The sequence below is a fragment of the Stenotrophomonas rhizophila genome, from assembly GCF_003751305.1.
In the GTDB taxonomy this organism is placed as follows: Bacteria; Pseudomonadota; Gammaproteobacteria; order Xanthomonadales; family Xanthomonadaceae; genus Stenotrophomonas; species Stenotrophomonas rhizophila_B.
The window spans coordinates 1,084,123-1,101,311 of sequence record NZ_RJKV01000002.1 but is presented as its reverse complement, the minus strand read 5'-3'; the positions used below and the strand labels follow the sequence as shown (position 1 = coordinate 1,101,311).

Annotated in this window: 16 protein-coding genes; 11 read left to right on the top strand and 5 right to left on the bottom strand. The window is 67.7% G+C overall.

Annotated elements, in window-relative coordinates; genetic code table 11:
• Window positions 1–110 precede the first annotated feature (110 nt).
• Together EDF74_RS13340 and EDF74_RS13335 are read left to right on the top strand one after the other, a co-directional pair.
• Window positions 111–302, top strand: a complete 192-nt coding sequence (locus EDF74_RS13340) for a hypothetical protein (protein WP_123730549.1) — start codon at window positions 111–113, stop codon at window positions 300–302.
• Between the two features lie 80 nt (window positions 303–382).
• A complete protein-coding gene (locus EDF74_RS13335) occupies window positions 383–964 on the top strand; it encodes a mechanosensitive ion channel family protein (RefSeq protein ID WP_123730548.1) in 582 nt (193 codons plus the stop codon).
• 46 nt (window positions 965–1,010) lie between these two features.
• Here the strand turns inward: EDF74_RS13335 and EDF74_RS13330 are convergent, their stop codons facing one another.
• Complete coding sequence (locus EDF74_RS13330; RefSeq protein ID WP_121038682.1) at window positions 1,011–1,277, bottom strand: DksA/TraR family C4-type zinc finger protein; 267 nt, start codon at window positions 1,275–1,277, stop codon at window positions 1,011–1,013.
• A gap of 109 nt (window positions 1,278–1,386) precedes the next feature.
• Entirely contained in the window at window positions 1,387–1,938 is a 552-nt protein-coding gene (locus EDF74_RS13325) for a DUF2058 domain-containing protein (protein ID WP_123730547.1), read from the bottom strand.
• A 72-nt stretch (window positions 1,939–2,010) separates the two neighbouring features.
• Here EDF74_RS13325 and EDF74_RS13320 point away from each other — a divergent pair, with 72 nt between their 5' ends.
• From EDF74_RS13320 to EDF74_RS13310, 3 genes are all read left to right on the top strand, one after another.
• On the top strand, window positions 2,011–2,508 hold the full coding sequence (locus EDF74_RS13320; RefSeq protein WP_123730546.1) for a M48 family metallopeptidase: 498 nt from the start codon (window positions 2,011–2,013) through the stop codon (window positions 2,506–2,508).
• Between the two features lie 81 nt (window positions 2,509–2,589).
• Window positions 2,590–3,300, top strand: coding sequence for an rRNA pseudouridine synthase (locus EDF74_RS13315; protein WP_123730545.1), 711 nt, complete (start codon window positions 2,590–2,592; stop codon window positions 3,298–3,300).
• 48 nt (window positions 3,301–3,348) lie between these two features.
• Entirely contained in the window at window positions 3,349–4,926 is a 1,578-nt protein-coding gene (locus EDF74_RS13310; protein ID WP_123730544.1) for a phospholipase D family protein, read from the top strand.
• A gap of 1 nt (window position 4,927) precedes the next feature.
• Here the strand turns inward: EDF74_RS13310 and EDF74_RS13305 are convergent, their stop codons facing one another.
• The gene (locus tag EDF74_RS13305; RefSeq protein WP_123730883.1) at window positions 4,928–6,004 is read right to left on the bottom strand and encodes an HDOD domain-containing protein; all 1,077 of its coding nucleotides are present in this window, start codon (window positions 6,002–6,004) and stop codon (window positions 4,928–4,930) included.
• Between the two features lie 342 nt (window positions 6,005–6,346).
• Between EDF74_RS13305 and EDF74_RS13300 the strand changes: the two genes are divergently transcribed.
• Window positions 6,347–7,444, top strand: coding sequence for a Glu/Leu/Phe/Val dehydrogenase dimerization domain-containing protein (locus EDF74_RS13300; protein WP_123730882.1), 1,098 nt, complete (start codon window positions 6,347–6,349; stop codon window positions 7,442–7,444).
• An 84-nt stretch (window positions 7,445–7,528) separates the two neighbouring features.
• Here the strand turns inward: EDF74_RS13300 and EDF74_RS13295 are convergent, their stop codons facing one another.
• Window positions 7,529–10,396 carry a S8 family serine peptidase gene (locus tag EDF74_RS13295; protein ID WP_123730543.1) on the bottom strand — a complete coding sequence of 956 codons (2,868 nt, stop codon included), beginning with the start codon at window positions 10,394–10,396 and terminating at the stop codon, window positions 7,529–7,531.
• Between the two features lie 176 nt (window positions 10,397–10,572).
• Here EDF74_RS13295 and EDF74_RS13290 point away from each other — a divergent pair, with 176 nt between their 5' ends.
• From EDF74_RS13290 to EDF74_RS13280, 3 genes are all read left to right on the top strand, one after another.
• Window positions 10,573–11,748 (top strand): thiolase family protein, encoded by a 1,176-nt coding sequence (locus EDF74_RS13290; protein WP_123730542.1) that lies wholly within the window; start codon window positions 10,573–10,575, stop codon window positions 11,746–11,748.
• 124 nt (window positions 11,749–11,872) lie between these two features.
• A complete protein-coding gene (locus tag EDF74_RS13285) occupies window positions 11,873–12,214 on the top strand; it encodes a hypothetical protein (protein WP_088434503.1) in 342 nt (113 codons plus the stop codon).
• Window positions 12,215–12,364: 150 nt separating this feature from the next.
• Window positions 12,365–12,769: a hypothetical protein gene (locus EDF74_RS13280; RefSeq protein WP_123730541.1), complete on the top strand. Its 405-nt coding sequence runs from the start codon at window positions 12,365–12,367 to the stop codon at window positions 12,767–12,769.
• A gap of 65 nt (window positions 12,770–12,834) precedes the next feature.
• On the opposite strand, the gene EDF74_RS13275 is transcribed toward EDF74_RS13280, so the two are convergent.
• Entirely contained in the window at window positions 12,835–14,466 is a 1,632-nt protein-coding gene (locus EDF74_RS13275) for an isovaleryl-CoA dehydrogenase (protein ID WP_123730540.1), read from the bottom strand.
• A 109-nt stretch (window positions 14,467–14,575) separates the two neighbouring features.
• On the opposite strand from EDF74_RS13275, the gene EDF74_RS13270 reads away from it, so the two are divergent.
• Together EDF74_RS13270 and EDF74_RS13265 are read left to right on the top strand one after the other, a co-directional pair.
• Complete coding sequence (locus EDF74_RS13270; protein ID WP_123730539.1) at window positions 14,576–15,583, top strand: ligase-associated DNA damage response exonuclease; 1,008 nt, start codon at window positions 14,576–14,578, stop codon at window positions 15,581–15,583.
• On the top strand, window positions 15,580–17,184 hold the full coding sequence (locus EDF74_RS13265; protein WP_123730538.1) for an ATP-dependent DNA ligase: 1,605 nt from the start codon (window positions 15,580–15,582) through the stop codon (window positions 17,182–17,184). The genes EDF74_RS13270 and EDF74_RS13265 overlap by 4 nt, the downstream gene beginning before the upstream one ends.
• Window positions 17,185–17,189: the final 5 nt, after the last annotated feature.

Sequence of the window (17,189 nt, the reverse complement as noted above, 5' to 3'; positions counted from 1 at the left end):
TGGGGCTGCTGCGAGCGTGAGGGCGGATTATTTCTGCGGTCTTTAAACCTTCCTGGCCGGCGCTGCATCCAATCCCATGTCACTACCGGCCCCCGCCAAGGAGTATTCCCATGTCTTCCAGTTGCCTGGCCCTGCTGCTCTCGCTGGCCACCGGCTGCACGCTGCCGTGGAGCCCGCTGCAGATCCAGGTCACGTTGAGGCCTGAAGCACCCGATGTCTGTGTGCAGTACGCGCAGAACGCGCCGGTGTGTGCCTCGGCGATGATCGCTGTGTTCGACGTGTACGGCAGCCCCCTGTCGTAAACCGATACCACGATGCGGTGACGCGCATCGGCATTACCATGGCGGGATCGGCACTATCGCTGCAAAGGAATTCCGCCCCCATGAAAGAGCATCTGCCCGCCTGGACCCACGAATGGCTGCAGTACGGGGTCCCTGCCCTGCAGATTCTGGTGACCCTGCTGGTGGCCTGGCTGCTGCGGCTGGTTGCCCGGCGGCTGATCCGTCGCGTCGGTGAGCACTACACACTCCCGCCGGAAATGATCATGGGCGCACGTCGGGTGTTCACCTTCGTGGTGTATTTCACCGTGCTGCTGATCGTGCTCAACATCGTGGGCGTCTCGGCAACGGTACTTTGGACCGCCTTCACCGGGTTCGCTGCGGTCGGCGCGGTGGCGTTCTTCGCCGCGTGGAGCGTGCTGTCCAACATCTTCTGCACGCTGCTGATCTTCACCACGCGGCCGTTCCGCCTGCACGATTACATCGAGCTGCTGGAAAACGGTGAGAAGCCAGGACTCAAGGGCCGCGTGATCGACATCAATCTGATCTACACCACGTTGCAGGAAACCGGCAGCGGGCACGAAGGCACGGTGCTGCAGATGCCCAACAACATGTTCTTCCAACGCACCGTGCGCCGTTGGCGCGATCCTTCGCAGGCGCCGGGCGGGATTCAAGGGGACGGCTGAGTCCAGCCGCCATCGGCCAGGCAATGCCCGGGCGCAGGATCGATACCTAGCGCAGCTGGCTGTCCTTGCTGCCGCGGCGGTTGTAGCCGCTGCCCTCCTGCTGGGCGGCGTCCTCTTCTTCCTGGCAGCGCACGCACAGGCGTACGCCGGGTACGGCTTTCCGCCGCGCCTCGGGAATGGGCGCGTCGCAGTGCTCGCAGTGGGTCAATCCCGGGCCATCGCGCAGCTGCGCGCGGGCCCGCTGGATGGCCTCATCGACGGTGGCGTCGATCTGATCCTGGACGGCGCCGTCGCCTGCCCAACCTGTCGCCATGATGTGTCTCCCATGCCGGTGTCAGGGCACCAGCATAGACCCGGCCCACCACACCCAGCCAACGTGGGGCTGAACGCCCGCGGCGCCGGGTGAACGCTTCAGACGTGGCTTACCAGACCAGGTCGTCCGGCACCTGGAACTGGGCGTAGTAGGCATCGTCCTCGGCGTTGCCGGTGCTCGGCTCGCTGCCGGGCTGGCTGTTGTCGAGCACGATCACGCTGGCGTCGCGCTCACGGACCTTCTCGGCCGCCGTCCTCGGCAGCAGTTCGAAGCCGTCGCCATGGCGCACGATCACCAGGCTGCCCGAGGCCAGCTGGCGACGCAGCACGTTGTTGACCAGCATCGTGCGGATCAGCGTGCCGTCATTGAAGCGGTACTCGCTTTCGCCTTCACGCTTGACCTTGTGCGCCTCGACGATCTGGCGGACCTGGGCCTGCAGTTCCTGGGCGTGGGCCTTGGCCTTGCGCTCGGCTTCCAGCGCGCGATCGCGTTCAGCCTTCTCGGCACGCAGGCGCTCGGCCTCGCGCTGGCTTTCGCTGGGCGCGACCGGGGCCTTGCCGTGGCGGGCTTTCACCTGTTCACGGGCGGTCTGGGAGACCTGGGATTTCTTGACCAGCCCAGCCTTGAGCAGCTGCTCCTGCAGGGGATTTGCCTTCGCCATACGCCTAGCATCTGTTGTTGCGGGATTCCGGGGGCCATCATACTGGTCTGCCCGCCCCGTCCCAACCGCCCCATGACCGCCCTGAAGTACCTCGCCGGCTATCCCGACGCCCTGCAGCAGCAGGTGCGCGAGCTGATCGCGGGCGACCGGCTGGGGCCGTGGCTGGAGCGGCGCTACGCCGAACTGCATACCGTCCGCAACGACCGCCAGCTCTACGACTACACCCAGGGCCTGAAAGAGCGCTATCTGCGCCAGTCCGCGCCGCTGTCCAAGGTGATCTACGACAGCAGGCTGCAGGTGCTCAAGCACGCGCTGGGCACGCACACCACGGTCTCGCGGGTGCAGGGCAGCCGGCTCAAGGCCAGCCGCGAGATCCGCATCGCCACGGTGTTCCGCGAGGCACCGGCGCCGTTCCTGAAGATGATCGTGGTGCACGAGCTGGCCCATCTGAAGGAATCGGACCACAACAAGGCCTTCTACCAGCTGTGTACCCACATGGAAGCGGACTACCACCAGCTGGAGTTTGATCTGCGCCTGTACCTGACCCACCTGGAACGCACGCCGGGCTGAGCCGCAGCGTCCAGCGTCGCGCAGCGCCGGGCCCCAGCCAGTACACTCCCCGCCCGCTTCCCGTTTTATGTTGCCTGCCCGATGACCGACCCTATCCGACTCGACAAACGCCTGACCAGCCTGATCGGCTGCTCCCGTGGCGACGCCCAGCGCTACATCGAGGGCGGCTGGGTGACCGTCAACGGCCTGGTGGTCGAACAGCCGCAGACGATGGTCACCGACGAGGACATCGTGCTGCGCGAGAACGCCGAGGCGACCCGCACCGAGACCGTGAGCATGCTGCTGCACAAGCCGGCCGGCATGCGCTCGGACGAACTGTGCGCCCTGGTAACGCCGGACACCCGCAGTGAACTCGATGCCACCGGCGTAACGCTGCTGCAGCGGCATTTCCACGCCCTGCAGCTGGTGATGCCGCTGTCCGATGACGAAAGCGGCCTGGTGGTGGTCAGCCAGGACGGGCGCGTGATCTCGCACCTGAAGGATCGCGGTGCAACGCTGGAGCAGGAATACCTGGTGGAAGTCAGTGGCGAGCTGGCGCCCTACGGCATGAAGCGCCTCGCGCACGGCCTGAGCTTCCGCAGCTGGCCGTTGCCACCGTGCAAGGTGAGCTGGCAGAACGAAACCCGCCTGCGCTTTGCGATCAAGCCGGTGCATCCAGGCCAGTTGCGCGACATGTGCGCCCAGGTCGGGCTGGAGGTCATCAGCATCCGCCGCCTGCGCATCGGCCGCGTGGCGATGGGCAAGCTGGTCCCGGGCCAGTGGCGTTACCTGGCGCCGGACGAGCGCTTCTAAACCGCGCCAGCACTCGCCCTGCACGCCCCGGCCGCTTACGATCGGGGCATGACCGAGAAAAAACCGTTCTGGCGCCGGCTGCTGCGCTGGCTGGGGATCGTTGTCGCCCTGCTGATCCTGCTGGTCCTCAGCGGCCTGCTGCTGGCCGACCACCTCACCCCGCAGGCCGTCGGCGAGCGCTCGACGGTGCTGCCTACGCAGGCCGACCAGACCCCGATCGATCGCGAGCTGGTCCGCCTGCAGGCCGAGCACCCAGGCCAGACCGGTGTGGCCTTCCTGTCCGACGGGCTGGACGCGTACGCCGCGCGCGCGGTGATCACCCAGCACGCCGGACGCAGCCTGGACCTGCAGTACTACATCTGGCACGACGACCTCATCGGCCATCTCATGGCCAACGAGCTGTACCGCGCCGCCGAGCGCGGCGTGCGGGTACGCATCCTGCTCGATGACATGAACGCGCAGGACAAGGACGCGCTGATGATGGCGCTCGATGCGCACCCCAACATCGAGATCCGCCTGTACAACCCGTTCCGCAACCGCAACGGACTCTGGCGCCTGGTCGAGATGGTGCAGCGCGTTTTCAGCGTCAACCACCGGATGCACAACAAGTCATGGATCGCCGACGGGCGCGTGGCGATCGTCGGTGGCCGCAACATCGGCGAGGAATATTTCAGCGCGCGCCCGGACGTGAACTTCCGCGACCTGGACCTGCTGGTTGCCGGCCAAGCGGTGCAGCAGGCCAACACGATCTTCGACGATTACTGGAACAGCGATACCGCCGTCCCGATCCGTGCGCTGGCGTTCTACGCCGAACCGCAGCTGCGCCTGCTGATCCGCGAAAGCGAGCACGAAGCGCGCCTGGACAGTGCCAAGCCCTATCTGGAACGCGTGGCGCGCTCGCAGGCGGAGAAATCGTATTACCGCGATGCGCTGGATCTGCACTGGTCAAACCACGTGGAGATCGCCTCGGACCCGCCGATGAAGCACCGCCGCGACGATCAGGCCGGCTGGCTGGTGACGCGCCTGGTGCAGGAACTGGAAAGCGCCCAACACAAAGCCCTGCTGATCTCGCCCTACTTCGTGCCCGGCGAGGACGGCACTGAAGGCTTGGCTGCGATGGTCGCGCGCGGGGCCCAGGTCGCGGTCATCACCAACTCTCTGGCGGCCAATGATGTGGCCGCCGTGCACAGCGGCTACATGCACTACCGCGCACCGCTGCTGCGCAGTGGCGTGCAGCTGTACGAGCTCAAATCACGTGGCAATGTCGATGGCGGCGGTCTGTTCGGCAGCAGTGGTGCCAGCCTGCACACCAAGGCGTTCATGATCGACGACCGGCGCGGCTTCGTCGGCTCGTTCAATCTGGACCCACGCTCGGCCTATCTGAACACCGAGATGGGCGTGCTGTTCGACGATCCCGTGCTGGCGGGCCAGCTGCGCAAGGAATACCTGCACCTGGCCGACCCGCGCCAGAGTTACTGGGTAGCGCTGGGTCCGGAGGGCGACGTCCGCTGGCTGGAGCGTGATGCGCAGCCGCCCCATTGGCTGTACACCGAACCCGATGCCGGGTTGTGGCTGCGGGCCAGCGCACGCGCGATCAGCTGGCTGCCGCTGGAGTCACAGCTCTAGCTCAGCCAGCCTGCGCCACCTCGACGCCAGGCTCATCGCCCTCCAGCGTTTCCACCGCGCGCCCGTGGACGCGCCGCCAGATCCACTGCAGCGCCTGTGGCGGGGTGTCGTCCAGCTGTTCCAGCCAGGCCAGTGCCTGGACCTGCCCGATCTGGCCATGGCGGCACAGCAGGCTGGCCGCAGCCACCGCCCGCGCGAACCGCAGGCTGGCGGCCAGGCCGCTGCCGCTCTGCCGGATCAGGGCGTCATGGACGGCCTTGGGCAACTCCCATGCCGCGGCGATCCGGCTCGCCACCGGCAGGGTCCAGCTATCGAGCAGATCGGCGGCCAGCACGCGCGGCGGGGCGGCCACCTGCTGTTGCGCGCAGGCATCGAGCAGGTGGCGCATCACCAGCGCCGCGCCGAGCCCCTGGGTCAGGCCAAGCCACTGCGCAGCGAAACCGTCCTCATGGGTCACCGTGCGCGCATGGTCGGCGGCAACGCGCGAGGCCAGCAGCGCATGCTCCCAGATCACCGCGCTGAACTGCGGAAACGCATCGCACTGCAGTTGCATCACCGGCTGCACCAGCACCGCACTGATGATCTGGCGGATGCCGTCGGTGCCGACCAGGGTGACGGCGCGCTGCAGGGTTTCCACCGGCTTGGCCTGCACCCGGTAGACGGGACTGTTGGCAATGCGCAGCAGGTTGCCGGTCAGCACCGGATCCTGGCCGATGATCGCGGCCATCGCGCGCGCCGAGGCGTCGCTGTCGTTGACGGTCTGGATGAGCTGCGGCAGCAGCTGCGGGCGGCGGGGCAGGTGCTTGGCCGACCAGTCCCGGGCCAGAAGCGACGCGGTGACCGCATCGCGCAGCTCGACCGTGTGCCGCACGGCTGCATCGGCGGCATCGCCACTGCGCGGTACCAGGGCAAGCGCGTGCAGGCCGGCCTGCAGGGCAGCCACCGGATCGGCCCCCTGGCACAGGGGCGGGGCCGCGGCCGCCGGGGAGTGCCCGCGTGCCGCGCGGGCGGCCGATGGCGCCGCCACGGCACGCCGACGGCGGAGCAGCAGCCCCCCACCCAGCAGGGCTGCCACCAGGACCGCGATGAGGACCGCGCCCGTCACGCCAGGGCCCCTGGCCACGTGGGATACCGCACTTGCCTTGTTGCGACTGCGCCCACGTGATCCGTCCTGCGATTGCCGGTGATGCACACCCTTGCGACGGCATCGGCCTGCAGGTCAGCAACTTTAATGGCGGCCGCCGTGGCACCGGCCCGGCCCTTCACCGGAGCCCCCTGACAACACCCTCCGGCGGAATGCTCTAGAATGGCGCCGCGCGACCCGTCCGAGACCCGACGACGTCGCTTTTTTTGTTTTACACCCCACCTTTTGCTGGCGCGTTCGCCGCTGTTCGCCACCGTTCGCACCATCGGAGCCACCATGTTATTTGAAACCCTCGAATCTACCGGTCACGAGCAAGTGGTGTTCTGCCACAACCGCGATGCCGGCCTGAGGGCGATCATCGCGATCCACAACACCACGCTGGGCCCGGCCCTGGGCGGTGTGCGCATGCGTCCCTACGCCAGTACCGACGAGGCCCTGGAAGATGCGCTGCGGCTGAGCCGCACCATGACCTACAAGAACGCGCTGGCCGGCCTCAACGTGGGCGGTGGCAAGGCTGTGATCATCGGTGACCCCAAGCGCGACAAGACCGAAGTGCTGTTCCGCGCGTTCGGCCGTTACGTGGATTCGCTGGGCGGGCGTTACATCACCGCCGAAGATGTCGGCACCGACGTCAACGACATGGAGAACATCTACCTGGAAAGCGAGTACGTCACCGGCGTGCACCAGGTCCACGGTGGCTCCGGCGATCCGGCACCGTTCACCGCCTATGGCGCGCTGCAGGCGCTGATGGCCTCGATGCAGCACAAGCTGGGCCATGAGGAAGTCGGCAAGGCCAGCATCGCGGTGCAGGGCCTGGGCCACATCGGCATGGAACTGGTGAAGCTGCTGCGCGACCGCGGCGCCAAGCTGTACGTCAGCGACCTGGACAGCGCGCGGGTCGAGCGTGCGGTGACCGAATACGGTGCCGAAGCCGTCAAGCCGGAGGACATCTACGACGTCAACGCCGACATCTTCGCCCCGTGTGCGCTGGAAGGTGCGATCAACCCGGAGACGCTGCCGCGCCTGAAGTGCAAGATCGTCTGCGGCACCGCCAACAACCAGCTCTCCAGCCTGGACGTGGGTGACGAGCTGCATGCGCGCGGCATCCTCTACGCGCCCGATTACGCGGTCAACGCCGGCGGCGTGATGAACGTCTCGCTGGAAATCGACGGCTACAACCGCGAGCGTGCGATGCGCCTGATCCGCAGCATTTACCACAACCTGGGCCGCATCTTCGCGCTGTCGCAGAGCGAAGGCATCGCGCCACAGCGCGCCGCCGATCAGATCGCCGAGTCGCGCATCCTGTCGATCGGAAAGTTGAAGATGCCGCTGGGCCGCGCCACGCCGCGGCTGGGAACGCTGCGCGGCAACTGATCTGCTGCGGCGATCAAAACGAAGAGGGCGCGATCATGGATCGCGCCCTCTTTTTTGTAGCGCACCTCGCGTTGGAGCCCGCCCTCAGAACCCGGCCGAGTAGCGCAGCTGCACCTGGCGCAGATCGCCACGCGGGCCGAACCGCTGGTCATAGCCGAACGCCAGGCGCGTGTTGCGGCTCAACCACGATTCCACGGACAGCCCGAACAGGCCGCCCGAGCGCGCCGGCTGCAGGCCGGACAGTGGCGCCCAGGCCTCCACGCCCACGAAACTGGCCTCCTGCACCTGTCCCGTACTGGCCAGGTGCTGCTGCCACTCGGCATAGCCGCGCAGCGACCACCCACCCCAGCGACGCTCGGCACGCATGCCGATCAAGGCCTGGGTGCGCGTACTGACCGCATCCTGCGTCCGTAGGCCGAAGCCCATGCCGCCCTGCTCGCTGAAACCGTCGCTGTCCACGCGCGCGTACTCCGCGCCCAGATACGGCGTCAGCGACGCGATGGCGTTGCCGAAGCGATACCCCGATTCCACGCTGGCTGCACTGAAGCTGCCGCCATAGCGTGCGTTGACACCGTACTGGCCCGCGCCGAGCAGCAGCTGGCGGTCGATCTCGCGCGTGAACTGGCCTGCCCCCAGCTGCCCCATCGCATAGGCGCGGCCGGTGCCCCAGCCTGCATACAACTGCGCCTGCGACTGGCGGTCGCGCCCACGGTCGCTGCCCCAGTCACGGCCGCCGAAGCTGCGCGTTTCACCGAAGGCGAACCCGAGCATGCCGTGGCTGCCCAGTGCCATGTCCTGGCCCATCATCCAGCCCCGGGTGGCCACGCCGTTGCCGGCAAAGCTGCCCTGCCCGGCCTCGCCCAGCGCGCTTTGCCAGGTACCGCGCAGGCGCGGTGCGGCCTGCACCTCGCCAACGCGGGCCGACAGCGCGCGGCGGTTCATATCGATGCTGTCGAAGGTCGATGCGGTGGCCAGCGCATGGGCCTTGCCGGACAGGCTGTCCAGGCTCGCCTGCAACGCACCCGTGCCATCCACGCCCTGCAGCTCACCGGCCGCACCAGCGAAGCCGGTAAGCGCCGCACCGCTGTGATCGAGGACCTCGAACGCCGATTCCACCCGTGCCGCCGAGGCCAGCGTAATCCCACTCAGACCGGCCTGCTGGGTCGCACTGATGACATTGATCCGGTCGGTGATCAGGCTGACGTCATTGCTTTGATAGCGCAGGCTGGTCTGAAGCAGCGTGCCCGTCGCCAGCGCATTGGTCACGCCGGCAAACGTGCCGCTCACGCCACCCTCGGCCTGCAGCAGCGCCTGCGAGCGCCCATCGGCGGGCACGTAACCGCTGAGGATGCTGTCCACGTGCACATTGCCCGCCAGCGACGCCGTGCCGGTGACCTTGAGCGCATTGGCACCCAGCGCCACCACCAACTGTGCACCGGCGCGCTGTACGTAATTGCCCTCGACGGTGGCATCGATGTTGGCGCTGCGCAGGATCACGCTGGCACCGTTGTCCACGTTGCCAGCCACCCGCGTTGTGCCGTTCATGAACTGCAGGGCGGCGTTGCCGGGTGCATCGGCCTGCGGCACGATCAGGACATCGGAGGTGATCGACGCTCCACCGCGCAGCGCGAGCGTGCCACGCTCGATGCGGGTGTCCCCGCCGTAGGTATTGGAACCGGCCAGCGTCAGTGATCCGATGCCCTGCTTGATCAACCCGCCCGTGCCGCTGATGTCGTTGGCCCATACCGAGTCCAGACCGACCGTCGCGACAGTGGCGGTGGCATCCCCCCAGTCGAACCGGGCCGGCCCGTTGATCGCCTTGGCGATGTTGAGCAGGCCATAGCCGAAGGTGCTGTCCACGCCGCCTGCGCCGAGATCGGTTGCCGTGCCGAGCAGGGTCTGACGCACCAGGTCATTGGTGAAGTACGGGTACTTCTGCCACACCAGCGCGGCCGCGCCGGAAACCAGCGGCGCTGCATAGGAGGTGCCCGAGCCGTAGTAATACGTGGGCGTGCCCCCGGTATTGGCCGGATCGACGTACGCCGCGGTGCCGGGAGCGGCAAGGCAATAGCGTGCCGCCACGCCGCACGCGTTGGCATACGAGGCCAGCCTGCTCGGGTCCGCGGTATCGACGGCGGTCACGCTGAGCCAGCCACGCTCCAGATCCGCTGCCGGCAGGCTGCCGCCGGTACCCGGCTGGCTGGGCAGTGCCGCCATGCTGGACGGATTGGCCTTGCTCTCGTTGCCGGTCGCGAACACCACCAGGCCGCCATGGCCGATGATGAAGGGACGGTACTCCTGGGCAATCGGCGCGGTGGCGGCCGGATTGGTCCAGTACAGGCCGCCCCACGAGTTGTTCATGATCTTGACGCCGGCATTGATCAGATCCTGATGCACCGGCGCAAGGCCCAGCGCACCGCTGACCTGGTTGCCGCTGCCGGAACCATCATCGACCGGGCTTTTGTCGGCGATGATCCGTGCAGACACGATCTGCGCGTCCGTGGCCACACCCCCTGGCCAGCTCCCGACCCGCCGACCGGCAGCCAGCTGGGACACCACGGTGCCATGCCCGACCACGTCGTCCACGTTGAGGTTGTTCACCCGCGGATCAACGTAGTTGTAACTGGCCACGACGCGCCCGTTGAGCGCCGGATGACTGCGGTTGACGCCTGAATCGACCACGCCGATGCGCACGCCGGCGCCGGTCCAGCCGGCCGCCTGCGCGGGACCGGCCTGGATGATGCTCAGGTGCGCATCGAAGGCCGGCTGTGCCGGCGGTGCCGTGGTCGGCGGTGGCGTCGGTGGGGTGGTAGGGGGCGGCGTCGGCGGCGTGGTCGGTGGAGGCGACGGCTCCAGGTCCCCGCGGACATTGCTGCCCCCGCCTCCGCACGCGCTCAACGCCAAGGCCAATGCCGCGGCCAGGGCCGACCTGCCGATCACAACCTGTTTCATCCCCGCTCCCCTTGTGAATGGACCTTCCCCACCTGTCGGCCTCCCGGGCAGACACCGGCGGTCAATGCCGACCCTCTATACTGGACCGACCCCCACGCAGTCTGCCGGGAAATGCGTCGGCTTCCAACGCCCGCGTTCCCATTCCGCTCTTCGCTCACGCATCAAAGAGATTGCACATGTCCAACATCGTCATCGCCGCCGCCAAGCGCACCGCCATCGGCTCCTTCCTGGGCCAGTTCAATGGCGTGCCGACCCCGACCCTCGGGTCCACCGCGATCGCCGCGGCCCTGGAACAGTCCGGGATCCCGGCTGCGGACGTTTCCGAAGTGATCATGGGCTGCGTGCTGCCGGCCAATCTCGGCCAGGCGCCGGCCCGCCAGGCCGCGATCGCCGCCGGGATTCCGGTCTCCACCGGCGCCACCACCCTCAACAAGGTGTGCGGCTCGGGCATGAAGGCCATCATGCTGGGGCATGACCTGATCAAGGCCGGCTCGGCCAGCATCGTGGTTGCCGGCGGCATGGAGTCGATGTCCAACGCCCCGCACATGCTCCCCAACTCGCGTACCGGCAACCGCTTCGGCAATTTCCAGGCGGTCGACCACATGGCCCACGACGGCCTGGTCAATGCCTATGACGGCAAAGCGATGGGCGAGTTCGCCGAATGCACCGTCGAGAAGTTCCAGGTCAGCCGCGAGGAGCAGGATGCCTTCGCCATCGAATCCGTGCGCCGCGCGCTGGCTGCGCAGGCCAATGGCGCGTTCGACGACGAAATCGTCCCGGTGAAGGTGAGCACCCGCAAGGGTGAGGTCGAGTTCGCGCAGGACGAGCAGCCGGGCCGTTCGGACGTCACCAAGATCCCGACCCTGCGTCCGGCCTTCAAGAAGGACGGCACGGTCACCGCGGCAAGTTCCTCGAGCATCTCCGACGGCGCTGCCGCCGTGGTGCTGCTGTCCGAAGAAGACGCTGCCGCCCGCGGGCTGCAGCCGCTGGCCCGCATCGTCGGCCACGCCACCCACTCGCAGGCGCCGGAGTGGTTCACCACCGCGCCGATCGGTGCGATCCAGAAGCTGCTGGAAAAAACCGGCTGGACGCTGGACCAGGTGGACCTGTTCGAGATCAACGAAGCCTTCGCCGTCGTGGCGATGGCGCCGATCCGCGAGCTGGGCATCCCGCATGACAAGGTCAACGTCAACGGGGGCGCCTGCGCACTGGGCCATCCCATCGGTGCCTCGGGTGCGCGCTTGGTGGTCACACTGGTGAACGCATTGCGCAAGCGTGAGGCCAAGCGCGGAATTGCTACCCTGTGCATCGGCGGCGGCGAAGCAACCGCCATCGCTATCGAATTGATTTGATTTGATTTAACGCGCATTTCTCAAAACTGAATGCGCGATCGCTTGACAGCCAATCTTGGCTTGTCATCATGTTGCCGGGCGCGCAATAGCGCGTTGCCTAATCTAACGACGAGGATTCACAACAATGAGCATCAACAAGCTGCTGATCGCAATGGCCCTGGGCCTGGCTCTGACCGCCTGCTCGAAGCAGGAGCAGGCTGCTGACGCCGCCGCTTCGGCCAACGAAGCTGCCGCTGACGCCCAGGCCGCTGCTGACCAGGCCGCTGCTGCTGGCGCCCCGGCTGCTGACGCTGCCCAGGCTGCTGCTGACACCGCCACCACCGCTGCTGACGCTTCGGCTGATGCCGCTGCCCAGGCTGCTGGCGCTGCCACCGACGCTGCTGCCGACCAGGCTGCCGACGCTGCCAAGGCTGCCGAAGGCACCGCCGAGAAGGCCAAGGACGCTGCTGAAGAAGCCAAGAAGTAATAACTTCTTTCTTCAAGCAAGTCTGAAGAAGCCGCTGGTTCGCCAGCGGCTTTTTCTTTGGGCGCGTGTTGAGCAGGCCTGCCACGCACCGGTTCTTCACAGACGCATGAATAGGCTGGCCTCCCATCCATCGCCTTACCGGAGCGCCACATGAAGATCCGTCCGTTGACCACCTCCCTGCTGGCCGCCTCCCTGCTGCTCGGCCTGGCCGCGTGCAAGGGCCCGGAGGCCGAACAGGCCCGTCGCGATGCCGCCCAGGCTGCCGACAGCACCAACGCTGCCGCGCGCGAAGCCGTCGACAAGGCCGCTGCGGCCACCCGCACTGCTGCCGACGATGCCGCTGCCGCCTCTGAACGGGCTGCCGCCGATACCCAGCAGGCGCTTGACCGCGCTGCTGCCGCAACCTCTGAAGCCGCCGGCGAAGCCAAGGTCGCCGCCAAGGATGCCGCCGCCCACGCCAGCGATTCCACCGCCGATGCCGCGCAGAAGGTGGCCGACAAGGCGCGTGACGTTGCCGACGACGCGCAGAAGAACGCCAACGAAGCCAAGCGCTGAGTCGGCTTCACGTCCCATCGCAGTGTGCGCCGCACAACGCCCCCTCCCAGGAGGGGGCGTTCTCGTTACGGCAACGCGCGGGCCATCACCGCTGCGTATCCCACATCGGTCGGCAGTGTCCCGAACGCCATCCCATGCTCGGCTCCCAGCCGTGAGCGGATGAAGGTGGAGGCGACCGGGCTCTGCGCGCGCAGCAGCACGGCGGCCTGCAACAACAACGCCAGCCGTTCGGTGATGCGACGCGCCTGCGCCTGCTCAGGCGTTGCCGCGAGCTGGGCACGCAGCGCGCGCGATGCAGCGTCATAGATCGCATCCACACCGGCCACGGTGTCCAGCTCCGCCTCCAGCGCATGCAGCACCTGCGGTTCGCGCGACAGCGCACGCAGCACGTCCAGGCATTGGATGTTGCCGCTGCCTTCCCAGATCGAATTCAACGGCGCCTGCCGGTACAGTCGCGGCAGCATCGACTCCTCCACATAGCCCGCGCCGCCAAGGCACTCCTGGGCCTCGTTGACGAACACCGCGGCCCGCTTGCACACCCAGTACTTCCCCACTGCGGTGGCGATGCGCGCGAACGCGGCCTGCTGGGGATCGGTGGCAGCCTGGTCCACGGCGCGCGCGACGCGCATCGCCAACACCGTGGCCGCCTCGGACTCCACCGCCAGATCGGCCAGCACATTGGTCATCAGCGGTTGCTCGCACAAGCGCTTGCCAAACGTGCTGCGATACCGCGTGTGATGCAGCGCCTGGGCCAGCGCCATGCGCATTTCCGCTGCGGCACCGAGCATGCAGTCCAGCCGCGTCATCATCACCATGCCGATGATGGTCGCCACCCCTCGCCCTTCCTCGCCGACACGCTGCGCCAGGGCCCCGCACAGCTCCACTTCGCTGGAGGCGTTGGACCAGTCCCCGAGCTTGTCCTTCAAGCGCATCAGGTGGAACGTATTGCGGTTGCCATCGGCCAGGCGCCGCGGCATCAGGAAACAACTCAAGCCACCCGGTGCCTGCGCCAGCACCAGGAACCCATCTGACATCGGCGCGGAGAAGAACCACTTGTGCCCGACCAACGCATAGCTGCCATCGGCCTGGGGCTCGGCGCGCGTGGTGTTGCTGCGCACGTCCGAACCGCCCTGCTTCTCGGTCATGCCCATGCCCACGGTAATGCCGGCTTTGTCGGCGATCGGCACATCGCGCGGGTCGTACTCCGGGGCTGCCGCCTTGGTCGCCCATTCGGCCAGCGACGGTGCCTGCCGCAGCACCGCGACGGCGGCGTGGGTCATCGTCAGCGGGCAACTGGTGCCGGCCTCGGCCTGGTGATGCAGATAGCTCAACGCCGCGCGTGCGACATGCGCACCGGGGCGACCATCGTGCCAGGACAGCCCGGCCACGCCATGCGTTTTCGCCACCGTCATCAACTGGTGGTACGCCGGATGGAACTCAACGGTGTCGATGCGATGACCCTGCCCATCGTGGGTGCGCAGGCGCGGGCGATCGCGATTGGCATCGAAGCCGATCCGGTAAAGCTCATCGCCGGCGAGACCGCCATAGCGCGCCAGCTGCCCGATGAAGGCGGCTCCGCCCTCGCGCTGCACCGCCTCCGCCAGCGCCACGTCGTCAGCCCACAGATTGCGGCCCCCGAAGGGCGGCGGCTGGTTGCTTACTTCATGCGTCTCGAACGCGGGCCATGCAGACGTCATCACGGCGACCTCCTTGCAGACAGAGGCCTCGATTCTGCCGCATCCCCGCACAGGCCGCCGTTCATGCGGATTCTCACCTCCTGCACGAGCGCGGCGGCACAGTGCAGGCATGAACGTGGATGCCGACAACGACGACCTGGTGGTGCTGCGCCCGGAGGGCCTCTACTGCCCGGCCGGTGATTTCCATATCGACCCCTGGCGCCCGGTACCGCGCGCGGTGATCACGCACGGCCATGGCGATCACGCGCGCAACGGGATGGGCCACTACCACTGCACCACGCAAACGCTGCCGATCCTGCGCTGGCGGCTGGGCGATGTGGACTGCACCGCACATGATTACGGTGAACGCTTCACCCTGGGCGACACCGAGGTCTCGCTGCATTCGGCCGGGCACGTGCTCGGTTCGGCCCAGGTGCGGATCGCGCATGCCGGACGGGTATGGGTGGCCTCGGGCGACTACAAGCGCCAGCCCGACCCGAGCTGCGACCCGTTCGAGGTGGTGCCCTGCGACACCTTCATCACCGAAGCGACCTTCGGCCTGCCGGTCTACCGCTGGCCGGACACCTCGCAGGTCGCCGCCGACATCGTGGCGTGGCGGCGCGAGTGCGAAGCGCGCGGCGAGGCGGCCGTGCTGCTGTGCTACGCGCTTGGCAAAGCACAGCGGATCCTTGCCGAACTGCTGCCACTGGATGACCAGCCTGCGCTGCTGCATGGCGCGATCGCCACCGGTGTCGCGGTCTATCGCGAAGCCGGCATTCCCATGCTGGCCACCGAGCCGGTCAGCGAACAGGCGCGCGGCGCCGAGTTCGCCGGCAAGCTGATTCTTGCCCCACCCTCGGCCGCCGGCAGCGCGTGGATGCGCCGCTTCAAGCGCGCGCAGCTGGGCTTTGCCTCCGGCTGGATGCGGGTGCGTGGCAACCGCCGCCGGCGCAACTACGATCGCGGCTTTGTGGTCTCCGATCACGCCGACTGGCCCGACCTGCTGCGCACCATCGCCGAGACCGGCGCACGCCGCGTCATCGCCACCCACGGCAATACCGATGCGCTGATCCGGTTCCTGCGCGAGCGGGGTGTCGCCGCCGAGGCCTTCGCCACCGGCTACGGGGACGAAGAATGAAACGCTTCGCCGCGCTTTACAGCGAACTCGACCGCAGCACCGCCACCGGCGACAAGCGCGCTGCGCTGGTGCGCTACTTCCAGCAGGCGCCTGCGCACGACGCGGCATGGGCCCTGTTCCTGTTGGCCGGCGGCAAGGTCACCAGTGCGCGGCAGAAGATCGCCGGCAATGCCGAACTGCGCGCGTGGGTAGCCGAGATGTCCGACACACCGGCGTGGCTGGTGGACGACAGCTACGACCAGGTCGGCGATCTGGCCGAGACACTCACCCTGCTGATGGATGATCCGGTGCAGGCCGGTGCGGATGTCGCGCTCGCCAACTGGATCGAGCAGAAGCTGCTGCCGGGCGCCAATCAACCCGAGCCGGTGCGCCACGCCGCGATCACCCAGGCGTGGCAACAGCTTGCCTTCGACGAGCGGCTGGTGTTCAACAAGCTGCTGACCGGCGCGCTGCGCGTGGGGGTGTCACAGCGGCTGGTGCAGCAGGCACTGGCCGAATGGTCCGGCATTGATATCGCGCGCATCGCCCAGCGCATGCTCGGCAGCTGGGTGCCCACGCCCGGGCTGCTGGCGGCATTGCTGTCGCCGGAAGAGCGGCCAGAAGATCGCCAGCAACCCTACCCGTTCTTCCTGGCCTCCCCCCTGGAGGCGGAGGTCGACACGCTCGGACCGATCGACGACTGGCTGCTGGAGTGGAAATGGGACGGTATCCGCCTTCAGGTCCTGCGCCGCCAGGGTGAGGTCGCGCTGTGGTCGCGCGGCGAAGAACGCCTGGATGGCCGCTTTCCGGAGATTGAAGCGGCGGCGATGGCCTTGCCCGATGGCTGTGTGATCGATGGCGAGTTGCTGGCCTGGGCCGACGGCGATGATCTGCCGCTGCCCTTCACCGCGCTGCAGACGCGCATCCAGCGCCTCAAGCCTGGCCCGAAGACGCTGCGCGATACGCCGGTGCGCGTGCTCGCCTACGATCTGCTTGAACTGGGCGGTGACGACCTGCGCGCCTTGCCGCTCGCGCAACGGCGTGCGCGCCTGGCCGAGGTGCTTGCCGCGCTGGACGACCCCCGCCTGATGCTGTCGCCGGCGGTCCGCGTGGCGGATTGGAGCGAGGCGGCCGCGCAGCGCGATCTGGCCCGCGAGCGCGGTGTGGAAGGGCTGATGCTCAAACGCGGCGACTCTGTCTACCAGGCCGGGCGCCGACGCGGCGACTGGTGGAAGTGGAAGATCGCCCCGCTGACCATCGATGCAGTGATGATCTACGCGCAGTCCGGCCACGGCCGGCGCAGCACGCTCTACACCGATTACACCTTCGGGGTGTGGGACGGCGAAACGCTGGTGCCGGTGGCCAAGGCGTACTCGGGCCTGGACGACAAGGAAATCCTGGCGCTGGACCGCTGGATCCGCGCGAACACGATCGAGCGCTTCGGGCCAGTGCGCAGCGTGCGTGGCGAGCAGGTATTCGAACTTGGCTTCGAAGCGGTGAACCGCAGCAAACGGCACAAATCCGGCATCGCCGTGCGCTTCCCGCGCATCCTGCGCTGGCGGCATGACAAGCCGGCCAGCGAGGCCGACACGCTGGCCCAGCTGCAGGCGCTGGCGCGGTGACCCGA

Excerpts from the sequence above, each read along its gene's own strand:
- EDF74_RS13340 (WP_123730549.1), top strand. The coding sequence starts at position 111 with ATGTCTTCCAGTTGCCTGGCCCTGCTGCTCTCGCTGGCCACCGGCTGC.
- EDF74_RS13335 (WP_123730548.1), top strand. The coding sequence starts at position 383 with ATGAAAGAGCATCTGCCCGCCTGGACCCACGAATGGCTGCAGTACGGG.
- EDF74_RS13330 (WP_121038682.1), bottom strand. The coding sequence starts at position 1,277 with ATGGCGACAGGTTGGGCAGGCGACGGCGCCGTCCAGGATCAGATCGAC.
- EDF74_RS13325 (WP_123730547.1), bottom strand. The coding sequence starts at position 1,938 with ATGGCGAAGGCAAATCCCCTGCAGGAGCAGCTGCTCAAGGCTGGGCTG.
- EDF74_RS13320 (WP_123730546.1), top strand. The coding sequence starts at position 2,011 with ATGACCGCCCTGAAGTACCTCGCCGGCTATCCCGACGCCCTGCAGCAG.
- EDF74_RS13315 (WP_123730545.1), top strand. The coding sequence starts at position 2,590 with ATGACCGACCCTATCCGACTCGACAAACGCCTGACCAGCCTGATCGGC.
- EDF74_RS13310 (WP_123730544.1), top strand. The coding sequence starts at position 3,349 with ATGACCGAGAAAAAACCGTTCTGGCGCCGGCTGCTGCGCTGGCTGGGG.
- EDF74_RS13300 (WP_123730882.1), top strand. The coding sequence starts at position 6,347 with ATGTTATTTGAAACCCTCGAATCTACCGGTCACGAGCAAGTGGTGTTC.
- EDF74_RS13295 (WP_123730543.1), bottom strand. The coding sequence starts at position 10,396 with ATGAAACAGGTTGTGATCGGCAGGTCGGCCCTGGCCGCGGCATTGGCC.
- EDF74_RS13290 (WP_123730542.1), top strand. The coding sequence starts at position 10,573 with ATGTCCAACATCGTCATCGCCGCCGCCAAGCGCACCGCCATCGGCTCC.
- EDF74_RS13285 (WP_088434503.1), top strand. The coding sequence starts at position 11,873 with ATGAGCATCAACAAGCTGCTGATCGCAATGGCCCTGGGCCTGGCTCTG.
- EDF74_RS13280 (WP_123730541.1), top strand. The coding sequence starts at position 12,365 with ATGAAGATCCGTCCGTTGACCACCTCCCTGCTGGCCGCCTCCCTGCTG.
- EDF74_RS13275 (WP_123730540.1), bottom strand. The coding sequence starts at position 14,466 with ATGACGTCTGCATGGCCCGCGTTCGAGACGCATGAAGTAAGCAACCAG.
- EDF74_RS13270 (WP_123730539.1), top strand. The coding sequence starts at position 14,576 with ATGAACGTGGATGCCGACAACGACGACCTGGTGGTGCTGCGCCCGGAG.
- EDF74_RS13265 (WP_123730538.1), top strand. The coding sequence starts at position 15,580 with ATGAAACGCTTCGCCGCGCTTTACAGCGAACTCGACCGCAGCACCGCC.